The organism is Staphylococcus sp. FSL K6-0223 (assembly GCF_038008285.1).
This window is the reverse complement of record NZ_JBBOYX010000001.1, coordinates 502,623-527,083: the sequence shown is the minus strand read 5'-3', so window position 1 is coordinate 527,083 and position 24,461 is coordinate 502,623. Positions and strand designations below refer to the sequence as shown.

At 30.8% G+C, this 24,461-nt stretch carries 27 protein-coding genes; 9 read left to right on the top strand and 18 right to left on the bottom strand.

Translation table 11 applies throughout. The features are described from left to right. Positions 1–63: 63 nt before the first annotated feature. From cobA to MHI13_RS02405, 10 genes are all read right to left on the bottom strand, one after another. A complete protein-coding gene (gene cobA / locus MHI13_RS02450; protein WP_017174960.1) occupies positions 64–1,014 on the bottom strand; it encodes a uroporphyrinogen-III C-methyltransferase in 951 nt (316 codons plus the stop codon). Beyond that, positions 1,005–1,319 carry a nitrite reductase small subunit NirD gene (nirD, locus tag MHI13_RS02445; protein WP_061815425.1) on the bottom strand — a complete coding sequence of 105 codons (315 nt, stop codon included), beginning with the start codon at positions 1,317–1,319 and terminating at the stop codon, positions 1,005–1,007. Before nirD ends, cobA begins: the two co-directional genes overlap by 10 nt. A 2-nt stretch (positions 1,320–1,321) precedes the next feature. Further along, complete coding sequence (nirB, locus tag MHI13_RS02440; protein WP_070491918.1) at positions 1,322–3,727, bottom strand: nitrite reductase large subunit NirB; 2,406 nt, start codon at positions 3,725–3,727, stop codon at positions 1,322–1,324. Between the two features lie 210 nt (positions 3,728–3,937). After that, positions 3,938–4,651 (bottom strand): sirohydrochlorin chelatase, encoded by a 714-nt coding sequence (locus MHI13_RS02435; RefSeq protein WP_049379318.1) that lies wholly within the window; start codon positions 4,649–4,651, stop codon positions 3,938–3,940. 124 nt (positions 4,652–4,775) lie between these two features. Further along, positions 4,776–5,594, bottom strand: a complete 819-nt coding sequence (locus MHI13_RS02430) for a formate/nitrite transporter family protein (protein WP_002448547.1) — start codon at positions 5,592–5,594, stop codon at positions 4,776–4,778. A gap of 124 nt (positions 5,595–5,718) precedes the next feature. Next, positions 5,719–5,901 (bottom strand): hypothetical protein, encoded by a 183-nt coding sequence (locus tag MHI13_RS02425; RefSeq protein WP_002448340.1) that lies wholly within the window; start codon positions 5,899–5,901, stop codon positions 5,719–5,721. Between the two features lie 71 nt (positions 5,902–5,972). Continuing rightward, a complete protein-coding gene (locus MHI13_RS02420; protein WP_019834821.1) occupies positions 5,973–6,443 on the bottom strand; it encodes an SRPBCC family protein in 471 nt (156 codons plus the stop codon). Positions 6,444–6,554: 111 nt separating this feature from the next. Next, complete coding sequence (locus tag MHI13_RS02415; RefSeq protein ID WP_019834820.1) at positions 6,555–7,070, bottom strand: YceI family protein; 516 nt, start codon at positions 7,068–7,070, stop codon at positions 6,555–6,557. A 299-nt stretch (positions 7,071–7,369) separates the two neighbouring features. Beyond that, positions 7,370–7,966 carry a thioredoxin domain-containing protein gene (locus MHI13_RS02410; protein WP_049382396.1) on the bottom strand — a complete coding sequence of 199 codons (597 nt, stop codon included), beginning with the start codon at positions 7,964–7,966 and terminating at the stop codon, positions 7,370–7,372. 24 nt (positions 7,967–7,990) lie between these two features. Next, positions 7,991–8,350 (bottom strand): DUF4467 domain-containing protein, encoded by a 360-nt coding sequence (locus MHI13_RS02405; protein WP_017174967.1) that lies wholly within the window; start codon positions 8,348–8,350, stop codon positions 7,991–7,993. A gap of 267 nt (positions 8,351–8,617) precedes the next feature. On the opposite strand from MHI13_RS02405, the gene MHI13_RS02400 reads away from it, so the two are divergent. Both MHI13_RS02400 and MHI13_RS02395 read left to right on the top strand, forming a co-directional pair. Next, positions 8,618–9,865, top strand: a complete 1,248-nt coding sequence (locus tag MHI13_RS02400) for an aminoacyltransferase (RefSeq protein WP_017174968.1) — start codon at positions 8,618–8,620, stop codon at positions 9,863–9,865. Between the two features lie 40 nt (positions 9,866–9,905). Next, the gene (locus MHI13_RS02395; RefSeq protein WP_017174969.1) at positions 9,906–10,328 is read left to right on the top strand and encodes a MaoC/PaaZ C-terminal domain-containing protein; all 423 of its coding nucleotides are present in this window, start codon (positions 9,906–9,908) and stop codon (positions 10,326–10,328) included. A 102-nt stretch (positions 10,329–10,430) separates the two neighbouring features. Here MHI13_RS02395 and MHI13_RS02390 read toward each other — a convergent pair whose 3' ends face one another. The 4 genes from MHI13_RS02390 to MHI13_RS02375 form a co-directional block, all read right to left on the bottom strand. Further along, positions 10,431–11,162 (bottom strand): amino acid ABC transporter ATP-binding protein, encoded by a 732-nt coding sequence (locus MHI13_RS02390; protein ID WP_017174970.1) that lies wholly within the window; start codon positions 11,160–11,162, stop codon positions 10,431–10,433. Continuing rightward, positions 11,159–11,878 carry an amino acid ABC transporter permease gene (locus MHI13_RS02385; RefSeq protein ID WP_002448600.1) on the bottom strand — a complete coding sequence of 240 codons (720 nt, stop codon included), beginning with the start codon at positions 11,876–11,878 and terminating at the stop codon, positions 11,159–11,161. Before MHI13_RS02385 ends, MHI13_RS02390 begins: the two co-directional genes overlap by 4 nt. Next, positions 11,859–12,659, bottom strand: a complete 801-nt coding sequence (locus MHI13_RS02380) for a transporter substrate-binding domain-containing protein (RefSeq protein WP_070547903.1) — start codon at positions 12,657–12,659, stop codon at positions 11,859–11,861. The genes MHI13_RS02385 and MHI13_RS02380 overlap by 20 nt, the downstream gene beginning before the upstream one ends. 118 nt (positions 12,660–12,777) lie before the next feature. Beyond that, positions 12,778–14,217 carry an MDR family MFS transporter gene (locus tag MHI13_RS02375; RefSeq protein WP_070547901.1) on the bottom strand — a complete coding sequence of 480 codons (1,440 nt, stop codon included), beginning with the start codon at positions 14,215–14,217 and terminating at the stop codon, positions 12,778–12,780. Between the two features lie 95 nt (positions 14,218–14,312). On the opposite strand from MHI13_RS02375, the gene MHI13_RS02370 reads away from it, so the two are divergent. Next, positions 14,313–14,411 carry a putative metal homeostasis protein gene (locus MHI13_RS02370; RefSeq protein WP_017174973.1) on the top strand — a complete coding sequence of 33 codons (99 nt, stop codon included), beginning with the start codon at positions 14,313–14,315 and terminating at the stop codon, positions 14,409–14,411. Between the two features lie 133 nt (positions 14,412–14,544). On the opposite strand, the gene MHI13_RS02365 is transcribed toward MHI13_RS02370, so the two are convergent. Continuing rightward, on the bottom strand, positions 14,545–15,231 hold the full coding sequence (locus tag MHI13_RS02365; protein ID WP_017174974.1) for a 2,3-diphosphoglycerate-dependent phosphoglycerate mutase: 687 nt from the start codon (positions 15,229–15,231) through the stop codon (positions 14,545–14,547). Positions 15,232–15,579: 348 nt separating this feature from the next. Here MHI13_RS02365 and MHI13_RS02360 point away from each other — a divergent pair, with 348 nt between their 5' ends. After that, on the top strand, positions 15,580–16,023 hold the full coding sequence (locus MHI13_RS02360; protein WP_017174975.1) for a hypothetical protein: 444 nt from the start codon (positions 15,580–15,582) through the stop codon (positions 16,021–16,023). 40 nt (positions 16,024–16,063) lie between these two features. Here MHI13_RS02360 and MHI13_RS02355 read toward each other — a convergent pair whose 3' ends face one another. From MHI13_RS02355 to MHI13_RS02345, 3 genes are all read right to left on the bottom strand, one after another. Then, on the bottom strand, positions 16,064–16,939 hold the full coding sequence (locus tag MHI13_RS02355; protein ID WP_017174976.1) for a cation diffusion facilitator family transporter: 876 nt from the start codon (positions 16,937–16,939) through the stop codon (positions 16,064–16,066). A 181-nt stretch (positions 16,940–17,120) separates the two neighbouring features. Continuing rightward, positions 17,121–17,501, bottom strand: a complete 381-nt coding sequence (locus tag MHI13_RS02350) for a GtrA family protein (protein WP_017174977.1) — start codon at positions 17,499–17,501, stop codon at positions 17,121–17,123. Between the two features lie 2 nt (positions 17,502–17,503). Then, positions 17,504–19,000: a hypothetical protein gene (locus tag MHI13_RS02345; RefSeq protein WP_017174978.1), complete on the bottom strand. Its 1,497-nt coding sequence runs from the start codon at positions 18,998–19,000 to the stop codon at positions 17,504–17,506. Positions 19,001–19,150: 150 nt separating this feature from the next. On the opposite strand from MHI13_RS02345, the gene MHI13_RS02340 reads away from it, so the two are divergent. The 5 genes from MHI13_RS02340 to MHI13_RS02320 all read left to right on the top strand — a co-directional run bounded on the left by MHI13_RS02340 (position 19,151) and on the right by MHI13_RS02320 (position 24,413). Beyond that, entirely contained in the window at positions 19,151–20,296 is a 1,146-nt protein-coding gene (locus MHI13_RS02340) for a glycerate kinase (protein WP_070547899.1), read from the top strand. A gap of 15 nt (positions 20,297–20,311) precedes the next feature. Beyond that, complete coding sequence (locus MHI13_RS02335) at positions 20,312–21,034, top strand: hypothetical protein (RefSeq protein WP_002488783.1); 723 nt, start codon at positions 20,312–20,314, stop codon at positions 21,032–21,034. A gap of 140 nt (positions 21,035–21,174) precedes the next feature. Next, positions 21,175–22,371, top strand: a complete 1,197-nt coding sequence (locus MHI13_RS02330) for a multidrug effflux MFS transporter (RefSeq protein ID WP_145423080.1) — start codon at positions 21,175–21,177, stop codon at positions 22,369–22,371. 225 nt (positions 22,372–22,596) lie between these two features. Continuing rightward, positions 22,597–23,262: an iron-sulfur cluster repair di-iron protein ScdA gene (gene scdA, locus MHI13_RS02325; RefSeq protein WP_070436313.1), complete on the top strand. Its 666-nt coding sequence runs from the start codon at positions 22,597–22,599 to the stop codon at positions 23,260–23,262. Positions 23,263–23,801: 539 nt separating this feature from the next. Next, the gene (locus MHI13_RS02320) at positions 23,802–24,413 is read left to right on the top strand and encodes a C39 family peptidase (protein ID WP_017174981.1); all 612 of its coding nucleotides are present in this window, start codon (positions 23,802–23,804) and stop codon (positions 24,411–24,413) included. The last annotated feature ends 48 nt before the right edge of the window (positions 24,414–24,461 follow it).

The window sequence follows — 24,461 nt, the reverse complement described above, 5'->3', positions numbered from 1 at the left end:
AGTGAGATAACACACGTTTTAAATATCGTGTTATCTCACTTATGACATTCGAAGCGTAAAGAACTACACTTCAATATATTTAATATTTTGGTGCTGCGTTATGATCGATTCATATAAATACTTTTGTGAAGAATGATAAGTTTCATCATATTGAATTAAGCATTTTAAATACTGTTGAGATAAGTCTTCTGCTTTTGAAAGGGCTAAGTCTTTATTCCCTTTAATAACGTACAATGTTTCATCTATTGTTTGTTTTGAGTGTATAATCTTTTCGTCATCCATATAGTTAATGATATGGCCTAATATACAAATTCCTGGATCATGTTTCATATTAAGCTTAGATAATTGATGTTCAATAGTGCTTAGTTTACCAACCACTATGGTTTCGTTATAACACGTAGCATTAAAAATGATAGCAATATCATAATCTTCTTTAGTATATCTTCTAATTTGATTAATAATATCATTTAATCGTTTAATTCCCATATAAATTGCCAAAGTACCACCATTAGCTAAATTACGTATATCCATGTCTTGATCAATATCATCTTTAAAATGACCTGTGGAAAATGTAACACTTGGTGCTACTGAGCGCATCGTTAAACCTAAGTCTAATGAAGCTACCGCTGCACTCGCAGAAGTTACCCCAGGTACAATATCATAAGCAATCTGATGTTCTTTTAAAATGTCTATTTCTTCAGTTACTCGGCCAAACACTGCTGGGTCTCCACCTTTTAAACGTACAACAATTTTATACTTTTTCGCTGCTGCTACTATTTTTAAATTGATACCTTCTTGTTGAATATGTTTAGTATAAGGTTTTTTTCCAACATCTATGATTTCAGTAGTTGGCTTTGCATATTGTAATATCAATGGATTGACAAGACGATCATATAAAATAACATCTGCTTGACGAATTAATCGTTCTGCTTGTTTAGTTAGCAAATTAGGATTGCCAGGACCAGCTCCAATTAAATATACTTTTCCAAATTCACTTTTAGTGACTAGAGACATATAAATACGTCTCCATCTTCAATTTCAACTTGATATGTTTCAACACAACCTGTATCAGGTTCTTGCACTTCACCCGTATTCAAATCAATTTTTTGATCGTGGAGTGGACAATAAACATATTCTCCACTTACAGTACCTTCAGATAACGGTCCTTCTTTATGTGGACACACATTATTAATAGCATGCACTTGTCCATTTTCTGTTAAAAATATACCGATTTGTTTATCTTTAACGATAACCTTTTTACCAATTAATGGTGTTAATTCATCCATAGTTGTTACTTTAACTTTTTCCATTACACTCATCCTCACACTTTCTCGACTTCAAATATTTTTTGTGCTTCTTTATTTTCAACAATAGCTTCCCAAGGTTCTTCTTCAAGTGCTTGTTTTGCATCCATAATTCTATCAAAAAGTTCTTTTTGACGTTGTTCATCTAAAAGCACTTCTTTAACATGATCAAATCCTAGTCGTTTAAGCCATGGTGCTGTTCGTTCAGCATATATTCCAGTCTCTCTGTAATATTGCATAAGCGCACCACAAAGTTGTACCACTTGATCTTCTGTTTCAACAGTAGTAAGTAATTGACCTACAGTGACCTCTGTGCCACCGTTACCGCCAATATAAATTTGATAGCCATTTTCTACTGAAATGACACCAAAGTCTTTAACGCCTGATTCTACACAGCTTCTTGGACAACCAGAAACACCCATTTTAAATTTATGAGGTGTGTCTATGTATTCAAATGTTTTTTCTAATCGAATACCTAAACGTGTAGTATATTGTGTACCAAATCGACAGAATTCTTTACCAACACAACTTTTCACAGAACGCGTTTTCTTACCATATGCAGAGGCAGAGCGCATACCTAAATCTTTCCAAACTTTTGGTAACTCATCTTTTTTAAGACCATATAACCCTACACGCTGAGACCCTGTTACTTTAACAAGAGGCACGTTATATTTTTTCGCTACTTCACCTAAACGAATTAATTGGTCAGCATCTGTGACACCACCACGCATTTGTGGAATCACTGAGAAAGTACCATCATTTTGAATATTTGCATGATAACGTTCGTTCGCAAATCTTGATGCTTTTTCATCTTGGTGTTCATGAGGATATACCATATTTAGATAGTAGTTAATAGCTGGGCGACATTTTGGACAACCATTTTTATCTTTAAAATCAAGTACATGACGAACTTCTTTTGATGTTTTTAAACCTTTAGCTCTAATTTGGGTAACAATTTCATCACGTGTTAAATCAGTACATGCACAAATACCCGTTGGTTTAGCAGCTACAAATTCATCACCTAATGTACATTTTAGTATTTCTCCAATTTGTCCTTTACATTTACCACAAGAATTTCCTGCTTTGGTTGTTTTTGTAACCTCATCTACAGTAGTCAACCCATTTGTTGTAATTGCATTGACAATCGTACCTTTATCTACACCATTACAACCACAAATTGTTTCATCATCAGGCATATCTGCTATTGAAGTTCCACTTTCTTCTCCGCCTTTATGTAGAAGTGACACTAGTGTGTAGTCCTCTAGTGATTCATGTTTTTTCATCATATTATAAAATCTTGAACCATCATCTGTATCGCCATATAAAACGGCACCTACCACTCGACCATCACTTAGGTAGACTTTTTTGTAAATATTATCTACACTGTTAAAGATTTCGATACCGTGTACAGTTTCATCTTCAACGATTTGTCCTGCACTATATAAATCACAACCTGATACTTTTAAAGACGTAAATGTTGTAGAACCTTTATATCCTTCAGTCTCTTTACCTGTTAAATAATCAGCAAGCACTTTACCTTGTTCATAAAGAGGTGCAACTAAACCATATACTTTACCGTTGTGTTCCGCGCATTCACCCACGGCATAGATATGTTCATCAGATGTTTGCAAGTAATCATTAACAACGATACCTCGATTCACTTCTAATCCCGCTTCACGAGCTACTTCGGTAAATGGACGTATACCAACAGCCATAACGACTAAATCCGTTTCTATTACTCTACCATCAGCTAGCTTAATAGCTTCTACATCATCTGTTCCTATAATTTCTTTAGAATTTGCTTGTAGTTCAATATGCATGCCTTGACGTTCTAAATCAGCTTTTAACATATCTCCAGCTTTACGGTCTAATTGCATTTCCATCAACCATTCTGCTAAGTGAAGAACTGTTACATCCATACCTTGATCCATTAATCCTCTTGCACATTCTAATCCAAGAAGACCTCCACCAATAACAATGGCACGTTTTTTTGTTTTAGCAATTTCAATCATACGCTCAGTATCTTCAATTGTGCGCCAACCGATGACACTTGGTAATTCTGATCCAGGTATAGGTAAAACAAATGCCTTTGAACCCGTCGCAAAGATACAGATATCATAAGCTACAGTGATACCTTTAGATGTAGTGACAGTTTTGGATTGTCTATCTACTTTTTCAACTGGATCATCTACAATTAGTTCAATATGATGTTCTTTATACCAGTCATAATCGTTCATAATCGTTTCTTCAACTGTCATTTTCTTTTGTAAAATGTTGGATAACATGATTCGATTATAATTAGGATAAGGTTCTTTACCAATAATTGTAATGTCAAATTGAGAATCTGAACGTTCTAAAATTTCTTCAATTGTTCTTAAACCAGCCATACCATTACCAATCATTACGAGTTTTTGTTTAGCCATATCAATGCCCCTTTTATTACATTTAATTATGATTAACTTCAAATATTTTTGAACTCACTATTCTTTACAAGGCTATTTTATACCATATTCTTTTAAAAATGTGATTATTTTCACATTTAAATGTAAAATCGGGGATTTCCCTAATAAAAAACACCTTCCATTACATGAGTAAGGATTTAGCACTCATATAATGAAAGATGTATGTAGTTACTATACTGTTAATTCTTTTAATCGCTCTCGAATAATCGATTTTAAAATAGGGTCGAAATTAATAGACGGAGTCATGTGCAATTCATTAGCAATATCCATCTCTGATATAAGACCCTTTACTTTATTAACTAAACGTCCATCATATAAAAACATTGGAACCACAATAAGATGACGATATTGTCTTGAAAGTTGATCTAAATCATTTTTAAACGTAATATCTCCATATAACGTACGGCAATATATAGGTTTGTCTTGCTTTAACTTAGTACTAAATTCTTTTAGTTCATCATGTGCTTTAGTATAAGAAAAGCTACCATGTGCAATCAATACAACTGCCACATCTGACTCTTTATTCATATCCACATCATTAATACGTTGTTCTACTAAATCCACCATATATGGATGCGTACCAAGAGGCGCACTAATTTCATATATTATATTTGGATGTGCTTGTTTAATGTTTCTTAACATCTCTGGAATGTCTACAATGTAATGCATGGCTGAAAATATAAGTAAAGGTACAACTTTAAATTGCGTTTCCCCTTTTTCTATTAAATTAGTAATCGTATTTTCAACGCTTTTTTCTTCACTTTCAATAAAAGCAAGCTCATAAGCGTAAGTTTCATCTTGTAATAAACTATCTATAAATTCACCGAGTGCTTTATTTTGATCTCCTTTTCTCATGCCATGAGCTACTAGAATATTCGCAACCAAATGGTTTCCCCCTTATTATTTTAATGTTGATTAAAATAATAAGATTTTCTGAATATTAAGTCAATATGTTGGGGATTAAAAGAGCGGAAATGTCTCTCGATATTTCCGCTCTTTGATCGTCTTACTATGCTTTTATACTGTCTCTTTTTCCGTTTAAATAGGCATAAACAAGCCCTACAAAAATACCTCCACCAATATAGTTACCTACAAAAGCAAATACGATATTTTTTAGCACATCTATCCATGATAATGCATCACTATTATAAAAAATCATTCCTGCATATAATCCAGCATTAAATACAACGTGTTCATATCCCATAAATACAAATACTATCACACCAACAGCAATGAAAAATGCGCGCGCTAAACCTTCTTTAAAAAGCATTGAAACATAAATACCAATATTAATAAAGAAGTTACAGAATATCCCTTTGATAAGAATATTTAACCAAGTTGATTCTACCGTTTTTAAATGTACTGTTTTACTTAGACTTGCAACCATTTCAGGTGTCATCACATGTGTACCCTTCATTAATAAGAATAAAATAAACCCACCTATAATATTTCCAATAAAACAAAATAAGAATATGTATAACATTTTTTTAACTGCAATGACTTTGTAGTACCATCCGACAGTTAAATACATAAAATTACTAGTAAGTAATTCTGAATTAGTTAGAACAATAAGAACTAAAGCTAAACTAAATGAGATTGCTCCTAATAAATTAACAAGTCCATCATTTGTTCCTGCAAACTGTGTTTTGATTGCTAACATAAATACTGTAACAATAGCTAATAAAAATCCTGACATCATTGACTTTAGTAAATATCGTCCAGGTGTTTGAGTTGCCATAACTTCTTTCATTTGTACCTGTCTTACAGCCGCTTTAATAAGATCTTTTGTAGTATATGTATCTTCAATTGTTGTATGGTTACTTGTCATATTCCCTCTCCTTAATTCATTTATAATTTTATATTATATATAGTGAAGTGCATTTTGAATAGAGAAGATTAAAAAAGAGCAACATATGGAGGTTTATTTTCCATATCTTGCTCTTGTCATGATATTAATGTGCTTTTTTTAATTTTGAAAAATAACGTAATCCTGAAGCAAAAATACCATAGCCTAATGCCGTTCTTAAAATATATTTTATGACGCCATTATTTAAACACTTTGAATTAATTAATAATGTTGGAATTAAAGTACTAATTGAAAATAATCCCAGCACTTTTAAATATCTTTCTTTCATACTATATCATCCTCTTTTCAATATTATTATAACTTAAAAGTTCAATTTAATTTTGACATCCTCGTGACGATTTATTCATTAAGTAAGACTTCTAGTTGATCTAATGTTGAATTCATACCTGCTTCTATTCCCATACCTACTGCTTGTTGAGCTGCTTCTTTAGTTGGAAACACTGACGTAGACGTAATAGTAGTCATTTGTTTATTATCTGAGTTAAAATTGATTGAAATATGCATACCAGGTAAACGCGTATCTTTTTTTCCCTCAGGTGTAGCAAAGTAATCAAAGTATTCAAGATACTTCGGACGATCCACTTTTCGATATTCTGTTAATGTATAGCTTGTCTGTTCTGAGGTTTCTATTGCAAAGAAGGCTTCCCCGCCTTCTTCAGTATTAAAACGATATACTTTTGTCTTAGCGCCTTGAGGATGAAACCATTGCTCAAATAACGATGGATTTGTATAGGCATCAAATACATCATTGATAGGAGCTTTAAATGTTCTTTTAAAAATTATTTTATTTTCTTTTACATCGATTGACATCGTTATCTCTCCTAATTTCTAAAATGGTGATTTCTATAATTTAACAACTATTATATTTTAAGACAATAAAAAAACAGGCAAAGTTAGAACTCTGCCTGTTTTTTAACTTTATTATTCTTCAATAGGAAATTCTAAATCGAATTCCACATTTAATGTTTTACCTAATAAGAAACCACCAGTTTCTAATGGTTGGTTAAATGTAACACCATATTTTTCACGATCAAGTTCGCCAGTAATAACTAAACCTGCTGTATTTTTATTATTAAGTGGGTTTAAGCTAATACCTTTATAATCTAAATCGAATGTTTCTTTTTGTGTTTGATCTTTAATTGTTACATTACCAGTAACTGAATGGTCATCAACACTAATAATTTCAAATTTAATTTCAGGATATTGTTCAACGTTTAAGAAATCTTCACTTTTAAGATGATTATCACGATCTTCTACTTTAGTATCAATAGAATTAGCTTGAACAGTAAAAGTGCCTTTTAAAGAACTTAAATCATGAAAGTCACCTGTAATATCTGCATCAAAATCGTTAAAACGTCCTTTTACATTACTAATTACAAGGTGTTGTATTGAGAAATTCACACCTGAATGAACTGGATCTAAATTAAAGTTAGCCATTTATTTTCCCTCCAATAGTGAAATGATAAAACTAATAGTATTCATTTTATCTATCTTCTACTTTAATATAATTATTATACTCAGTATATTAAATAAATCTAATGAAAATGACAAACTAAACGACTTAATTAAAGTAAATTAATTGTTCTAACTTTATTTCTTTTATCTCTATTCCCTTTTTTATAAAAATAATGATTTTAAATGTAAGATTTTTAAATATTTCATAAACTATATAAAAACATAATTAAAAGACCTAATTTAATATTTAAACAACACTAAGTTAGGTCTTTTGTATTATGCTATAAATATTGTTTCCATTCTTTAACTTTATAAGGGTCTTCTACTTTTTTACCATTGATAAAAACTGTTGGAACAGATTGAATATGATTTTCTTTTGTTAACTTTTTCTGTTTTTCTGCTTCCTTCCAAGCATCGCTATTTTTAGTTTTATATTCTTTTTTTATGCGATCTTTTTGTTTTTGAGAAATATTTAATTGGTCAATTTCTTTATCTAGTAATGTTTCAGTAATCCAATGTTTTTTTTCTTCTTGTTGATGAGCATATATATTTTTTTGGAATGTAAGATATTCTTTTGGTGCAATAGATTGAATAGCATTCCCTGCTCTAGAGCCCATTAATGAATCTTTTCCAAGAAAACTTGCATTAATAAATTGATATTCCACTCTATTTGTATCAATATAATCTTTTTTTATGATAGGCATGACGTTATCTTCAATTTTCTTGCAATAAGGACATTTATAGTCTCCATATTCTACAATTAAAATTTTTCCATTTTTCGTATGAGCTGGGGTTGTTTCTTTTTTATTTCGAGAGCAAGCGACAACGATAATGATTAAACATATGATCCCAGCTCCAATAAAAATCAATTTTTTCATATATACTCCTTAAGATTGTTTCAATTAGTTAAGATTTTCTTCCTTATAATCCGAATCATGTGTACTAATATATTGTTTCGTATCAAAGTGCTCTAAATAAGTTGCCTTCTTGTCTTTAAATTGATATGTATAATAATGCATTTCATCGTTATTACTTAATGGTCTATATGCTAATACAACATATTTACCTTTTTCATACACATATATATTAGCGTCTTTTTTATCAAAGTGTTTTACCACATCGCCTTGTTCATTCCTAGCAAGTCGTTCTTGTTTTTTATCTTGTAGTTTTACAGCTTTATCTATTTTATTAGCATATTCATCATTACCGCAGCCCGCTAGCAATATGACACATACACTTAATGATAAAATCAATCTTTTCAAATATGTTCACTCCTACTTTTTCTAATCTAACCTAATATAACTCTTACTATTATACTATGCTTATACTGATTATCATACAGTGGTTTTGCAATATAAACTAGACTATTAAAAAATATTATATTTTAAGTTTTATAGTTATATATTTTAAAAAATAATTATTATCTAATACTAAAGTACGAGTAAATTAATTTACTAAATGTGTGTAATAATAGAACTAATTTGATAAAATAGTTTAGAATTCTTAAAAATACAGAGGAGTAGATAATCATGAAATTCGTAAGTTTAACACCTGAAGAATTTGAAAAATTCACATCCGAACATTTTTCTCACTATACACAATCTCGAATACACTTGGATAATAGAAATGAGATGAAACATGATGTACATGTTGTAGGTGTTAAAGATGATAGTGGAGATGTCATTGCAGCAACATTAATGACTGAAGCACGCGCATTAAAATTTTATAAATATTTTTACACACATCGTGGTCCAGTAATGGATTATAGCAATATCAAACTGGTTCACTTCTTTTTCAAATCACTAACAGAATATTTAAAAAAACAAAATTGTCTATTTGTTTTAGTAGATCCATATATTTTAGAAAACCTACGTAATGCAGATGGAGAAATCTTAAAAAGCTACGATAATCGTGCAGTGATTAAAACACTTGAAGACTTAGGATATAAACATCAAGGATGGTCTGTAGGTTATAGTACAATGAGTCAAATTCGTTGGCTGTCTGTACTTGATCTTAAAGATAAAACTGAGGAACAATTACTAAAAGAAATGGACTATCAAACACGTCGTAATATTAAAAAGACATATGAGATGGGCGTAAAAGTTAAAACATTACCTATGGAAGACACACATACTTTCTTTGAACTGTTCCAAATGGCTGAAGAAAAACATGGCTTTAAATTTAGAGATGAGCCTTATTTCTATGAAATGCAAAAAACATATAAAGATCATGCCATGCTAAAATTAGCTTATATCGATTTAAAAGATTATTTGTCTACTCTACAACATAAACATGAGGATTTAACAAAACAACTTACTGAAATTGAAGAAGCTTTAAAAGAAAGCCCTAACTCTAAAAAGAACAAAAATAAACGCAATCAACTTCAACAACAATTTGATAGCAATGAACGTAAAATAAACCAAACAAAAGATAAAATTGCAGCAGAAGGTGAAGTATTAAATCTAGCAGCTGCATTATATATCTACAATGAACATGAAGTATATTATTTATCTAGTGGTTCTAATCCAAAATATAATGAATATATGGGGGCCTATCGTTTACAGTGGGAAATGATTAAATTTGCTAAAGAGCATAACATTGACCGTTACAACTTCTATGGTATTACTGGAGACTTTAGTGAAAATGCTGAAGATTATGGTGTCCAACAGTTCAAAAAAGGCTTTAATGCTGGTGTTTATGAATATATTGGTGACTTCATTAAGCCAATTAAACCTGTTCTTTATCATACTCAACAATGGATCAAAAATAGAAGATAATCATTGCATTATAAGTATACTTTAAGGTAGGCATATAACTATGAAATACAGTATGTTTTCTATAGGAGATACATTCATTAGTAAACATTACAAAATAACTGAGAAAGAAATATTAGAGTTTGCTCATCAATTTGACCCTCAATATATGCATCTAGATAAGAAAAAAGCAGGTCAAGGAATGTATAAAGGGATTATAGCATCAGGTATGCATACCCTTTCTCTCTCCTTTAAACTTTGGATTGAAGAAAATAAATATGAAGAAGACATCATAGCAAGGACTCATTTAAATAATGTAACCTTTATTAAACCTGTTTATCCAAATGATAACTTATATGTAAAAGTTAAAGTTTTAGATAAAAAATTAAAAAAACAATTTGGTAGTTTAACCGTTGAAGTTATGACATTTAATCAATATGAGAATAAAGTACTTCAATTTGAGCTTACTGTTTTACTATCAGTTTAAAATAATAAACATTTCTAAAGTCTATTTATGTGAAGAAAGAAAGCATTATTCAATAAAAAGAATCGTCGTTCAAGATGAAATATCTCAAACGACGATTCTTTTTTAATTTTTATTAATTACATTTAAAAAACGTCTTAATTCATCAGTTTTAGGATGATTAAATAATTCTTCAGGAGACCCTTCTTCACCAATTTCTCCGTCGTGAATAAATACAACTTTATTAGATACTTCTTTTGCAAAACGCATTGCATGAGTAACTATCACCATCGTCATGCCTTCATTTGCTAATTCTTTAATAACTTTCAACACATCATTTACAAGTTCAGGGTCAAGTGCAGATGTAGGTTCATCAAATAACATCACTTTAGGATTCATCGCTAAAGCTCTCGCAATCGCCACACGTTGTTGTTGACCACCAGAGAGTGCATGAGGACGTTGATCTTTAACATGTGTCAAACCTACTTTTTCAAGTAAGTCTAATGCTCTATCTCTAGCTTCTGATTTACTCATTTTCTTTACAGTTACTAAACCTTCCATCACATTTTCTAAAGCCGTTTTATGTGGAAAAAGATTATAACTTTGGAATACCATACCTGATTGTTTACGTACTTCAATTTGAGATTTCTTATCTTTAGCAGTATAAGTTTTATCATTCACAGTAACGTTGCCTTCAGTCGGAATCTCTAACGCATTAATCATACGCAATAATGTAGTCTTACCCGAACCGGAACGACCAATTAATGTGACAACTTCACCTTTTTTTACATTCAAATCAATACCTTTAATTACTTCTTTATCATTAAAAGATTTATGAATATTGGATAACTCAATCATGCCTTATACCCTCTTTCAATATATGATTCATAGAAGCCTTGGATGACTGAAATAATAAAACAAACAACCCAATACATCACAGCTACGAGAATATAAATTGTAAAGTACTCGTATGTTGTAGAAGCAACTTCTTGCGCTTTACGGAACATTTCAGCTACTAAGATAAATCCTAATAATGAAGTGTCTTTAATTAATCCTAAGAATGTGTTACCTAAAGCTGGAACTGAAACACGAATCGCTTGAGGTAAAATAATACGTTGAATCGTTTGACGATAATTCATTCCAATAGAGTATGCCGCTTCTGTCTGGCCTTTTGGAATAGAAATAATACCGCCACGGATAATTTCAGATGCATATGCACCCACATTTAAAGACAATCCAATAATCGCTGAAACAACAGAAGACAATGTCCATTGTTCGTCTGCATTTCCAGTAATTAGACGTCCAAGTTCTGGAATACCATAAAAGATAATAAAGAGTTGTACAATCATTGGTGTCCCACGAATAATAGATACATATACACGTGCAATTCCTCTTAATACTTTACTAGACGAAATACGCATTAACGCCGTAAACAAAGCGATAATCAAACCTAAAATAAATGTCACAATTGTAATTGGAATAGAGTATTTTACTAAACCTTCCAACATGGGTCCAAATGCTTGAGTTGCTGCATCTAATGCGTGTTGTTGTTGACTATTTAGGCTCAGAAACATTTTCACCGAACCATTTCTCACCAATTTTTGCTAGTTCACCATTCTCTTTAAGTTTTTTCAAACCATCGTTGAAATCAGAAACAACTTTATCATCAACACTTTTAGAGAATGCAAATGCTGATTTATTTTGTTCTGCATCACCTTTGATTGCTTTAATTTTAGCATTAGGTTTTTGTTTTTTATAATCTAAATAAGATAAGCTATCATTAAAAGTACCATCCACACGTTTAGATAATAATAAATCAATAGACTGGTTGAAACCATCTACTTTAGTGATGTTAGCACCTTTATCTTTAGCAAGTTTTCCGTAGTTAGAAGTAAATGTTTGCGCTAATTTTTCACCTTTAACATCATCAAATGATTTAATATTCTTCTCATCATCACGAACAACTAAGACACCACTTGAATAAGTGTAAGGGTTAGAGAATTTATATTTTTCTTTTCTTTCTTTATTAATACCCACTTGGTTTGCAATGACATCAAAACGTTTTGCATCTAAACCAGCAAACATTGAATCCCAAGATGTTTCATTAAATTTAAGTTTATATCCTTCTTCTTTCGCAACAGCTTTAATTACATCAATATCATAACCAGTTAACTGATCTTTTTTGTTGTGAAAAGTAAAAGGTGCATAAGTCCCTTCAGTTCCTACACTTAATGTTTTTTTATCACTATTACTGCTACTTGATTTTGAATCACTATTTTTGTCAGATGAATCACTATTACCACATGCGGCTAATACAAAAATAAGTGTCAAAGCTACAAATAAAAGTCTTTTCATTAATAACTCCTCCATATTCCTATTAAATTAGTCAGAATAAATTAATTCTAATCTCATCAATATGAATAGTCAATAACTATTTAAACTATTAAATAAAATAGAATGTTTAGATATGAGGTTAATAACTTTCTTCATTTATATCTTTTTTTCGTTTAAGTAAAAAAGTTAATAATAAACTAACGACTGTGATAATCACTGCAAATAAAAAGCCAGAATGATAACCATGTATCATTGCGTCTGTTTGAATATGTTTCATCATCTCTGTTTTAGCCATTCCTTGATAATCACTTGGTGTCGGTTTAAAATGCTGACTTGCTACACTTAAAATTGTTACTAAACCAGCTGTACCAATAGAACCCGCTACTTGTTGAATCGTATTTGTCATTGAAGATCCATGAGCATTTAATTCTGGAGTTAGTTGGTTCATTGTATGCGTCATTACAGGCATTAACCCTAAAGCAATACCAATCATACGAATCGCATAAATAGTTGCTAAAACAATTGTTGACGTATGCTCATCCATCACTACAAAGTAGGACGTCGTAATCGTTACAATAATCATACCTATCATTGAAAGTACTCGTGCTCCAAACGTTTCATATAAACGCCCAGATATGATGGACATGATTGCCATTACAATTGCTCCGGGTAACAATATCAAACCAGAATCAACAGGCGTACGTTGCAACACATTTTGTACAAACATAGGTAAGACCGTTTCAGATCCAATCATTGAAATCATCGTTACAGCCATAATAGCAATACCCACTGCGAATTGACTATTTTTAAATACTTTAAAACTTAATAGAGGGGTTTCAAGTCGTTCTTGTCTCCAAATAAATAAAACTACAAAAATAATGCCTAAAATAATAGTGCTCAGAACGACTGGGTCATTCCAACCTTTCTGAGAAATAGAACTTACCCCATATAACATACCACCGAATCCGATAATAGATAAGATAATGGATAGCATGTCAATGGGCGCTTTTACTTTTACTCCAACGTTTTTAATAAAAATTAAAGCAAGTATAAAAGTCACTGCTAAAATTGGAGCTACAACATAAAACAATGCTCTCCAATTAATGTATTCAACCAAATATCCAGATAATGTAGGTCCAATCGCTGGTGCTAAACCAATCACTAATCCAAACATCCCCATATATTTTCCACGTTCGTGCGGTTCAAATATATCTAATATAGTCGTCATCATTAGTGGCATCATAATACCAGAACCTAATGCTTGGATAATTCTTGCAATTAATAAAGTAGTGAAATTAGGGCTAAATCCTCCTAGTAAAGTGCCTAGAAAGAATATAATAATTCCAGTTAAGAAGACCTGTCTTGTTGTATAACGTTGAATAATAAATGCAGATAATGGAATAACTACTCCATTTGTTAGTAAGAAGGCTGTTGTGAGCCATTGTACTTGAGAATATGCAATATGAAAATCTTTCATTATTCTCGGTAATGCTGTGGTCAACAAGGTTTCATTTAATAAACCAAAAAAACCACCTAATAGCATAGTGAAAATCATAATTAACTTTTTACTATGCGACATGGTATCATCTCCTTATTTTTATTTTATAAATCGTAATAATTACTATTTACATAAACCATCTTTTCCTTTATTCTTTATAAAAAGGAGGACTATTTATGAAACAAGATTTACAAACTGCACGTCGCAACTTAAAAAGTTCTAATATTAAAACACGCAAACGTGCATTAAAGATGATTAAGCAATATCGACGTTAGTTAAAACCGTTTAACTATTTTTACAAACAATCTTACTCCACTACATTAATAAAAGACTAAAGCACTTCTTTAATGCTTTAGCCTTTTATTGTATCTACTATATTACAATAAATAAAAATTCTTGCTCACACTTTTATAAATAATAATGATTAGTTACTTTTAAATCATCATCTAATTCATAAATTAACGGTGCGCCAGTTTTAATTTCATAGCCTATAATGTCTTCATCTGATACGTTTTCTAAATATTTAATTAATGCTCGAATAGAGTTACCATGTGCTGCTACAAGTACAGTATCCCCATCTAATAAATGTTGTGAAATATGATCAGTCCAAATTGGAATGACACGCTCTAATGTTGTTTTTAAACTTTCAGAGTAAGGCATCATACGATGATCTAAATGACGATAACGACGATCATTTAAATAAGATTGACGTTGTTCTTCAGTTTGTGCTGGCGGTAATACATCATAAGAACGTCTCCATTGATGAACTTGTTCTTCACCAAATTCCTTACGGGCATCATCTTTATTTAACCCTTGTAATTTTCCATAGTGTCGTTCGTTCAAGCGCCAACTTTTATGAACGGGAATCCATTCTTGGTCAGATTCAGCTAATAAATATTGAGTCGTTTCCAATGCTCTTGTTAATAAAGAAGTATAAGCAACATCAATTTCAATTTTGTTTTCTTTTAATTTTTTACCTGAAGTGATGGCTTCATTTCTCCCTTGTTCTGACAGTTGAACATCTTCCCAACCGGTAAATAAATTTTTCGCATTCCATTCACTTTGTCCATGGCGACATAAAATTAATTTTGGCATAATATAACACTCCTTAGGTTAATAGAAAGTTAATGAGTATAACGATTGAATTATAAATACTTTCCTCATTATTTAATTTAATATCTATTTATCTTTACACCATTATTATAGAACTATTTCACTTTTTTTCATAATAGGACTACTTATAATTTAATTCGGAATATATGATAAACGTTTGAGATATTTGTTACTTCGTGTTCATATTTGATAATGATTCTTGATATGACAGTAACCTATGTCATTAAATTAACTGTTATAGTGAACATACCGTAGTCAACATCTAGATTTATTGGGATGCAATGTTTTAATTCGAACATTAATATCCAAATCACAAAGGAGTTTTTTATCATGAAAAAATCAATTTTTGCATTAATGACCATGCTCTCATTAGGTGCCGCTGGATTAGAAAGTGGCCAGGCACACGCAGAAGAGGTATCAACATCCCCTTCTCAACAACATCAATACCAATATCATCAAAGTCATACATCTAATTTAAATATATCAAGTTCAAACGCGACAACTTCTAGTACTTCAAGTCGTACACAATCAGTATATCAACGTTTCTTAGCTGCTGGAGGCACAGAAGAAATGTGGGAGAAAATTGTACTTCCTGAATCCGGCGGTAACCCTAATGCATCAAATGGTCAATACCATGGATTAGGCCAAACTAACCAATCATGGGGGTATGGATCAGTGGAAACCCAAACTAAAGGCATGATTCAATATGCAAAAGAACGTTATGGATCAATTGGAGCAGCGATACGTTTTAGAGAATCAAATGGTTGGTGGTAAATTGAATCAAAAAAGAGCAGGAGTATACTCCCGCTCTTTTTTATTTCTCATTTAATGTATTTGGTTCTGGATGAACATATACAGACGATATACCATTATGTTCTAAATGTGTTTCTACTCTATCGCAAATATCATGCGCTTCTTGTAATGATAAATTTGCATCAACTACAATCGTTACATCTAAAAAAATGCTACTGCCGTGATAACGTCCTTTTACATTTTTTACTTCTCTTACATCTGTAACTTCTTGAACAAGACTTCGATATTCTTCTAAATCTTGTTCCTTAAATCCATCACTCAATGCAAAAATTGAATCTTTAAATATCCCAAACCCAGTATAAATAATTAAACATCCTAATACAGTAGCAAGTATCACATCAATAATAGGTAGACCAAATTGTGTAAATAATAATCCAATAGCAGTACCAATACTGACTAAACCGTCAGATAAATTATCTTTTGAGGCCGAGTCTAATGAGCTACTTTTAGTTTGTTTTGCAAGTCTATGATTAATAGCATAAACACCAATCATAATGACACCACTCATCATACTAATAATAATCGTAATAAAATTTGGAATATGGTGTTCATTTGTCAACATTCGAGGTGCATTTTCAATCACTACTTGGATACCTACAAACATAATAATGAATGATACGAAAAGCGTTGAAATATTTTCAGATTTCAAATGACCATAAGGATGATTTTTATCAGCTGGCTTAATTGAAATCTTTAACCCCACAATAACAGCGATAGATACAACAATATCAGTCATATTGTTCAATGCATCTGCTCTTACAGCTGCCGAATCGTACACATATCCAGTAATATATTTTGCAACAGATAAAACGATATAAACAACTAAACTTAAATAAGCGCCTCTTTGCGCCAATTTAAGATTTTCGTTTTGGGTCATATCTAGCTAACCACCTTAAACACTTAGTATTACTAGTATGTACTATCAAAATTTGAATTACAATATTTTTTTATTTCTATCATTTTTATAAAAATAAGCTAATTAATTTTTTAGTCAAACCTAATTTCCTATTTATAAAAAAAAGAGCTAGAAGTACACAATTCTAGCTCTTTTTTAAATTTTAGTCTTTTAAAATCCATTTAGATAATATAAAAGTAATCGGAATTGTAACGATAAGTCCTACAAACGGTGCAATTTCAGAAGGGAAATTAAACCATCTTACAAAGATATATAAAAACAAAGATTGCATTCCCATATTTACTACTTGTGTTAATGGAAAACTTAAAAATTTCTTAAGGGTTGGTTTAACTCTATAAACGAAATAACAATTTAAATAATAAGAAATAATAAAACTTACTATAAATCCAATAATATGACTCACCATATAGTGAATGTGTAATAATTTTAGTAAAATGAGATACACTAAATAATAATCAAGTGTATTAATCCCACCCACTATGACGAATTTAATTATTTCATAGTGCGTTTGTTTTAACTTCATAGTTAATCTCCTCTGTCTTCTATTACATTAATATCAAACGGCAATATTTTAAGTTGTTTATTATTTGAAATTTGATAGTACTCTTTGAAATTTTCCTTTTCGATTTCTTCAGTTGGAGTCATTTCATAGAAATATGTCTCAAATGGCAAATGTTTTACAATAATTTCATTTCTATGTTGTTGAATTTGAGTTTGAATATTATTTAATCTAGCTTCATATTTAAAATGCACAATCGTAAAAATAGCAATAAATACGAATAATAAACATCCTACACAAATTTTAAGAATATTATCATAGCTTTGTTTTAAAGTATGTAATTCAGTAACTAAAGTAATCAATATCACACACCACATTATATATACAATAAAGAACTGTTGAGACGTTACCTCTGAAATGAAAAAGATAGGTATAGCACTTAAAATAATAGAAATAAAAGCAACTATTAAAATAATACGATAGTAGCTATCTGTAACTATAATAAAACTAGCCATACTTATACTGACGAAAAAGCTAAAACATAATAAGAAATTAATTAGACCATAACTTGTAATCAAAGTTGTTTGATTAAAATTAAAGGGTTCAAAAATAAATATCTTGTATATAGGCAATACAAGTATACCAATCATTAATATCATTTGTCTGATTTTAGAAAACGTTTGAAAGCGAGTATTTTTTATAAGTAACCCAATTATAACAATCGCAATCATAGACACTATGATAATATGATTAAAAAACATATAACGTGGAAGGTCATTTAATATTGTAACTCTTAATTTATGAACATAACCTAAGCCATCAATGTGTGCTCTCATTGCTTGAATGTCACTTAGATAATTAATGTACGTCTGGTTAATCAACATGATTAATGTACCACATAATGATAATAGAAACCCTATTAATAAATTAAAGTTAATTTTACGTTTTAACACAAAATAAGCAATTAATGTCGTGAATAAAGCCAAATTAACGAAAAAAGTTAATGATTCAGCAAATAATTGCCCACTGAAACAACTGATCCAAAATAAAATGACATTGTACATTTTTAGTTCATCTTTTATAAATAAAATTTGACTTATAAAATACAAATTATAGAGAACACATATCATTCCAAAAGCATAACTAAAAAAGTAGCCAAAGCTTCCATAACTCTCTGAAAAAACTGAATTAGGTATAATAAGCAATAACATAGTTGCAAGCATGAGATGACGGATTGAAAATGTTTGGCGTATCAATTTGAGTATTAATAAAATAATGCTTACTGATATTATTGAATACATAATCATACGTAATATTACCGAACGCACTGCTACAAGTTCAATTAAATTACTAATATAACGTCCATTCAAATTATCAAAATGATGATAAAAGGTACTTATGCCTTGATGACTTCCAAAAAACCAATCGATTCCATGTAAAGGAATAATTAAACCTAAGTAACCGTAAAATAATAATAACCCTATGACCCAGATGTAAAATTCGTGTTGTTTAAAGTTAGACATTTACACTACTCCTCCACTACAATAATGTTACATTATAGTGTTTAATCAATTCTATTTAATTAAATACCATTATATACTTTTTTTATATTTTAAACATTAAATCATTTTAATTTAGTTTTTTATTTATAATTTTAATCAGAAGTGATCTCGTTGAACATAAACAAAATGGTTATTGCGCCAGATTCATTTAAAGAGAGTATGTCTGCTAAACAAGCTGGATTAGCTATAGAACAGGGTTTTAAAAATATATTCGGTGATGCGCTTAAAACAGAGGTTATCCCTATGGCAGATGGTGGCGAAGGTACAACCGAAGCTTTAATAGAAGCATTAGATGCGACAATTCATAGCATTAAAGTACATGATCCACTTTTTAGAGAAGTGACTGCATCTTATGCTCGTTCGAGAGATAATCATGTGGCTATTATTGAAATGGCAGCAGCTTCAGGATTAGATTTAATTCGTACAGATGAACGTAATCCTTTAATTACTACAACATTTGGCGTTGGCGAATTAATTAAAGATGCTCTAAACCATAATGTGACTAAAATTATATTAGGCATAGGGGGGAGTGCAACAAATGATGGTGGTAGTGGTATGCTGACCGCTCTTGGCGTAAAATTTCTAAACTCTGATAATGAAGAAATTGAACTTGGTGGTGGCGCTCTTGCTCATTTAACTCATATAGATGCGTCAAATTTAGATTATAGATTAAACGACGTTACCTTTGAAGTGGCATGTGATGTTACAAATCCTTTATTAGGTTCTAATGGTGCAACATATATTTACGGACCACAAAAGGGAGCAACTGAAAAGATGATACCAAAGTTGGATTCCGCACTCGCAAATTATCATGATATGATAGAGAAAGCATATCATAACAGTGTTAAAGATATACCTGGTGCTGGAGCTGCCGGTGGATTAGGAGCTGGTATTCTCACTTTCTTCAATGCGTCATTATCTAATGGCATCGATATTGTCTTAAAAGAAACGCAATTTCTTCAAAGCATTAAAGATGCCGATTTAGTTATTACAGGAGAAGGAAAAATAGATGTACAAACGATTTATGGTAAAACACCTATCGGAGTGGCAAAAGCAGCCAAACAATTCGACTTACCTGTTATTGGTATATGCGGTAGTTTAGGAAAAAATTATCAAGCCGTATATCAACATGGAATTGATACTGTGTTTAGCATTATAGAAACGCCATCAGAACTCCCCTATTTATTAGAAAATGGAGAACGATTCTTAACACAAACTGCTGAAAATATTGCTCGATTAATTAAGTTAAATGATTAAAAAGAGGTGAAATCTATGAAACGTACTGAAAAATACAAAGATTCATATCAATACGATGATCAATATCAACAACGTAATCAAAAAAGTCGCGAGTATCAACAACGTCAACAGAGACGTCAAAGTGAAGAAAATTACAGAAGAAATGAACCTCGTCAAGAGTATCATCATCAAAATCAGGGCGATTATGATGAAAATGCTAATCGTTACTATAACGATCGTGACTTTAGACGTGAACAATTACTAGAAGAAGAGAATGAAAAAAACAAAAAATCAAAACGTTGGTTAATCGCTATTATTGCAATTCTTCTTTTAATTATTGGCATTTTTGCGACTAAATCTTATATTGATCATAAAAAGGAATCGGACAATAAACAACATACGTATAATGCAACAAATGATGTATCTAAAAATTATCAACAAGAAGTTCAAAATCAAAGCGATAATATCAAGAAACAAGTTGAAGATGCAAAAAATGATATTAAAGATAAAATAGACACTGAATCGCGTCTTAGACAAATTCAATCTCAAATTGATAAATTAAAAAATAATGAGATTACTAAAGAAGACTCTAAATTAACTCAATTTTATCAAGACCAAGTTAATAAATTAAAAGAAGCAAATAATGCACAACAAAACAACGCAAATGAAAACAAAGTGAATGCGCTATTAGATGATGTCAATAATAAAGTAGATGATATCAAGAAAAAACTAAACAGTATTCTTGGTAATAATAATTAATATTCTTATGTATTGTGATAAATTTCAGCTCTAAAAAAATTGATTAAATCAATCTTTTTAGAGCTTTTTATATTTGAAATTACATATTTTCTCAAAAACCTATATAATGTACATTGCAAATCTTTTCAAGGAGTACAATTATGCATAACTCAACACATACTAAATTGCCGATGCTATTACTCATCGTTCTAGGAACAATGACAGCATTTGGTCCAATGATTATAGATATGTATTTACCCGCTTTACCAGCAGTTCAGCAACAATTTAATACATCAACATCAAGCATACAACTCACCCTATCCTTTGCAATGATTGGCCTAGCGCTTGGACAGTTTATATTCGGACCTTTATCAGATGTATTCGGTCGAAAAAAAATTGCACTAATGATTCTTAGTGTATTCGTTTTAGCTTCATGTGGTGCGATATTTATTACAACATTTCCACTATTTTTATTGATACGTTTGGTACAAGGATTAACTGCCGGAGGTATTATTGTTATCGCTAAAGCTTTCGCAGGAGATTATTACCAAGGAAATACTCTAGCTAAATTTCTTGCTTCTCTTATGGTTGTAAATGGTATAGTGACTATTTTAATGCCTTTACTTGGAGGTTTATCGCTTTCTCTTGGCTCATGGAGAATTATCTTTGTTATTTTAACAGCTATTAGCATGATCATGTTAGGTGGCGTTACTTTCAATATGCCGACCACACATCATTCTGAGGACGTCACTTCCAATTTTAAACATATATTTTCTGACTTTGGGCGTTTGCTTAAACGACCAAGATTTATTATTCCAATGTTTTTGCAAGGATTAACTTATGTTATGTTATTTAGTTTTTCATCTGCTTCTCCGTTTATCACTCAGAAAATATACCATATGACGCCTCAACAATTTAGCGTAATGATTGCAATCAATGGCATTGGTTTAATTGTTGTGAGTCAAATCGTTGCTTTGCTTGTTGAACGTATACATCGTTTTAAAATCTTAATTTATTTGACTTTCATTCAACTTATTGGTGTACTTCTCGTTGTATTTACTTTGATATTACAAGGTCCATTGTGGCTCTTATTAGTCGCTTTCTTTTTAAATGTTTGTCCTGTCACTTCAATCGGCCCCTTAGGATTTTCAATGGCTATGGAAGAACGTACTGGTGGAAGTGGAAATGCTTCTAGTTTACTGGGTTTATTCCAATTTATCCTTGGTGGTCTAGTGTCTCCTTTAGTTGGTCTTAAAGGACAGTATAATGTAATGCCTTATCTCACAGTAATTGTTATCACAGCAATTCTCATAGTTTTACTTCAATTTTTATATTTTAAAAAATATCAACGTATCTAATATATTCTTATATTAATAAACGTAATCTAGCATCCATTTTTAATATAAACATCGACTGCTAATATGTTAAAAAATATTTGAGACAATTATTATATCTCAAGTATTTTTTAACATTCACAAATTTGTAATGACTTTTCAACAAATACATGACAACTTATTCTTCTCTAATTGAAAATGATTATTATTTACTATAATAAACTATAGTTAAATAAGGAGGATTTATTTATGGTCACTAAAGATTCAATTGTTGCTAATGTCGTTACTGATTTTCCATTAAGTTCGGATGTTTTCAGAAAATACGGAATAGATTTTTGTTGTGGTGGAAATATCTCAATTAAAAATGCAGTAAAAAATAAAAAAGTAAATGTCGATACAATTATAGAAGAAATTAATCATTTACCTGTACATTCAACAGGAAATATCAACGTTAAATATTTAGATGTCCCTTCCTTAATTCAATATATTCAATCACGTTACCATGAAACAATGCATGAAGAATTTAAAAACCTTTCACCTTATGTCACTAAAATTGCAAAAGTTCATGGACCAAACCATCCATATTTACTTCAATTACAAGAGTTATATCGCCAGTATCGTGATGGTATGCTTGAACATATGGATAAAGAAGATAATCATGATTTTCCATTACTCATTAAAATTGCACGTGGTGAACAAGTTAAGAATGCGCATCAGGTTATTGAAAGTTTAGTTGAAGATCATACTCAAACTGGACATCTATTAGAAGAAATGAGCGATTTAACAAATCAGTATCAGCCACCTAGTGAAGCATGTAATACTTGGCGTTTAGTCTACACACGCCTTGAACATTTAGAACGTGAAACACATGAACATGTACATCTTGAAAATCACGTATTATTTAATAAATTTTAATTTGTATTAACGATAACATGCATCCTAGAAAAATAAGATTGACTTACTTTTTTAACACAATCAGATTAAATAAGAAGCTATGACATCTTAAGGACTAAACCCATATCTACAGAATCAAAAGAAAGCAGGTCCTTTAATGTTATCTATCGGTATAATGTGCAATAAAGATTTTTGACGCAATAAACATAACATAAATGATATTGTTCATGCCGCAAAATAAAATAATACTTGGGAGTTTGCATATATTCATTTTTAAATGCATAACTCCCAATTTTATTTTATATTAACTGTTCAATCTTTCTGTTGCATATTAAAAATTAGTATATGAATAAGATACATTTTAAGCATGATATCTTTAATCACTTTTGGGTTTGAATTTTTAACATCAATTACTATATCAACATTCTTCTTATTGTCTTAAATATGTTGACCCACATTTTGTTAATACAAAGAATTCAAATGATTATACGCTACTCTAATCAAGGTATATAATAAATTTACTTTAAAACAATGTTTTACTGACATAAAGGAGAACGTTAATGAATAAAAAATTATTATCAGTTACGCCTAAAAGTCAACTTTTTCCAATCCCTATGATTATGGGTTGTGAAGGCGTTTCTGCAGCTATGTTATTACAATATAATCATCATAATATTAAAGCTACTGATATTATGAAACATTGGCCTACGCATCCAAATAATCCCTATAAAGGCTATGTTGGTCACCATTTACTTGTTAAGTTTGGTCATCACCAAACGATTTTCCCTTCTGCTTATGTTCCATATTTACAAACATTTGATTCACGTATCGTAGATGGCACTGGTACGAATTTAGAAGAATTAGAAACTGTGATTGATCAAGGACAACCGATTCTTATGTATCATACAAGCTTAGGTCAAAAACCTTCACGTAAAACGTTTAAATTTGATAACCACACGCGTCAGCTTGTGTCTAACATTCACGTTACATTACTTATTGGATATGACGACACACATTACTATTATATTGATCCTTTATGGAGTCACTTTTTAAGAAAAATAATTGTGCCTGCATTAGTACCTAATCGCTTCCAGATTATAAAAATTAAAAAAGAATTCATGGAGCGTAGCTTTAACGCCCCTGGTAAAAAATGTATCTATGTAAAACCATAAATTAAAAGAGCAAAAAGCGACTGTCTTCTGAACGTCGTTTCTTGCTCT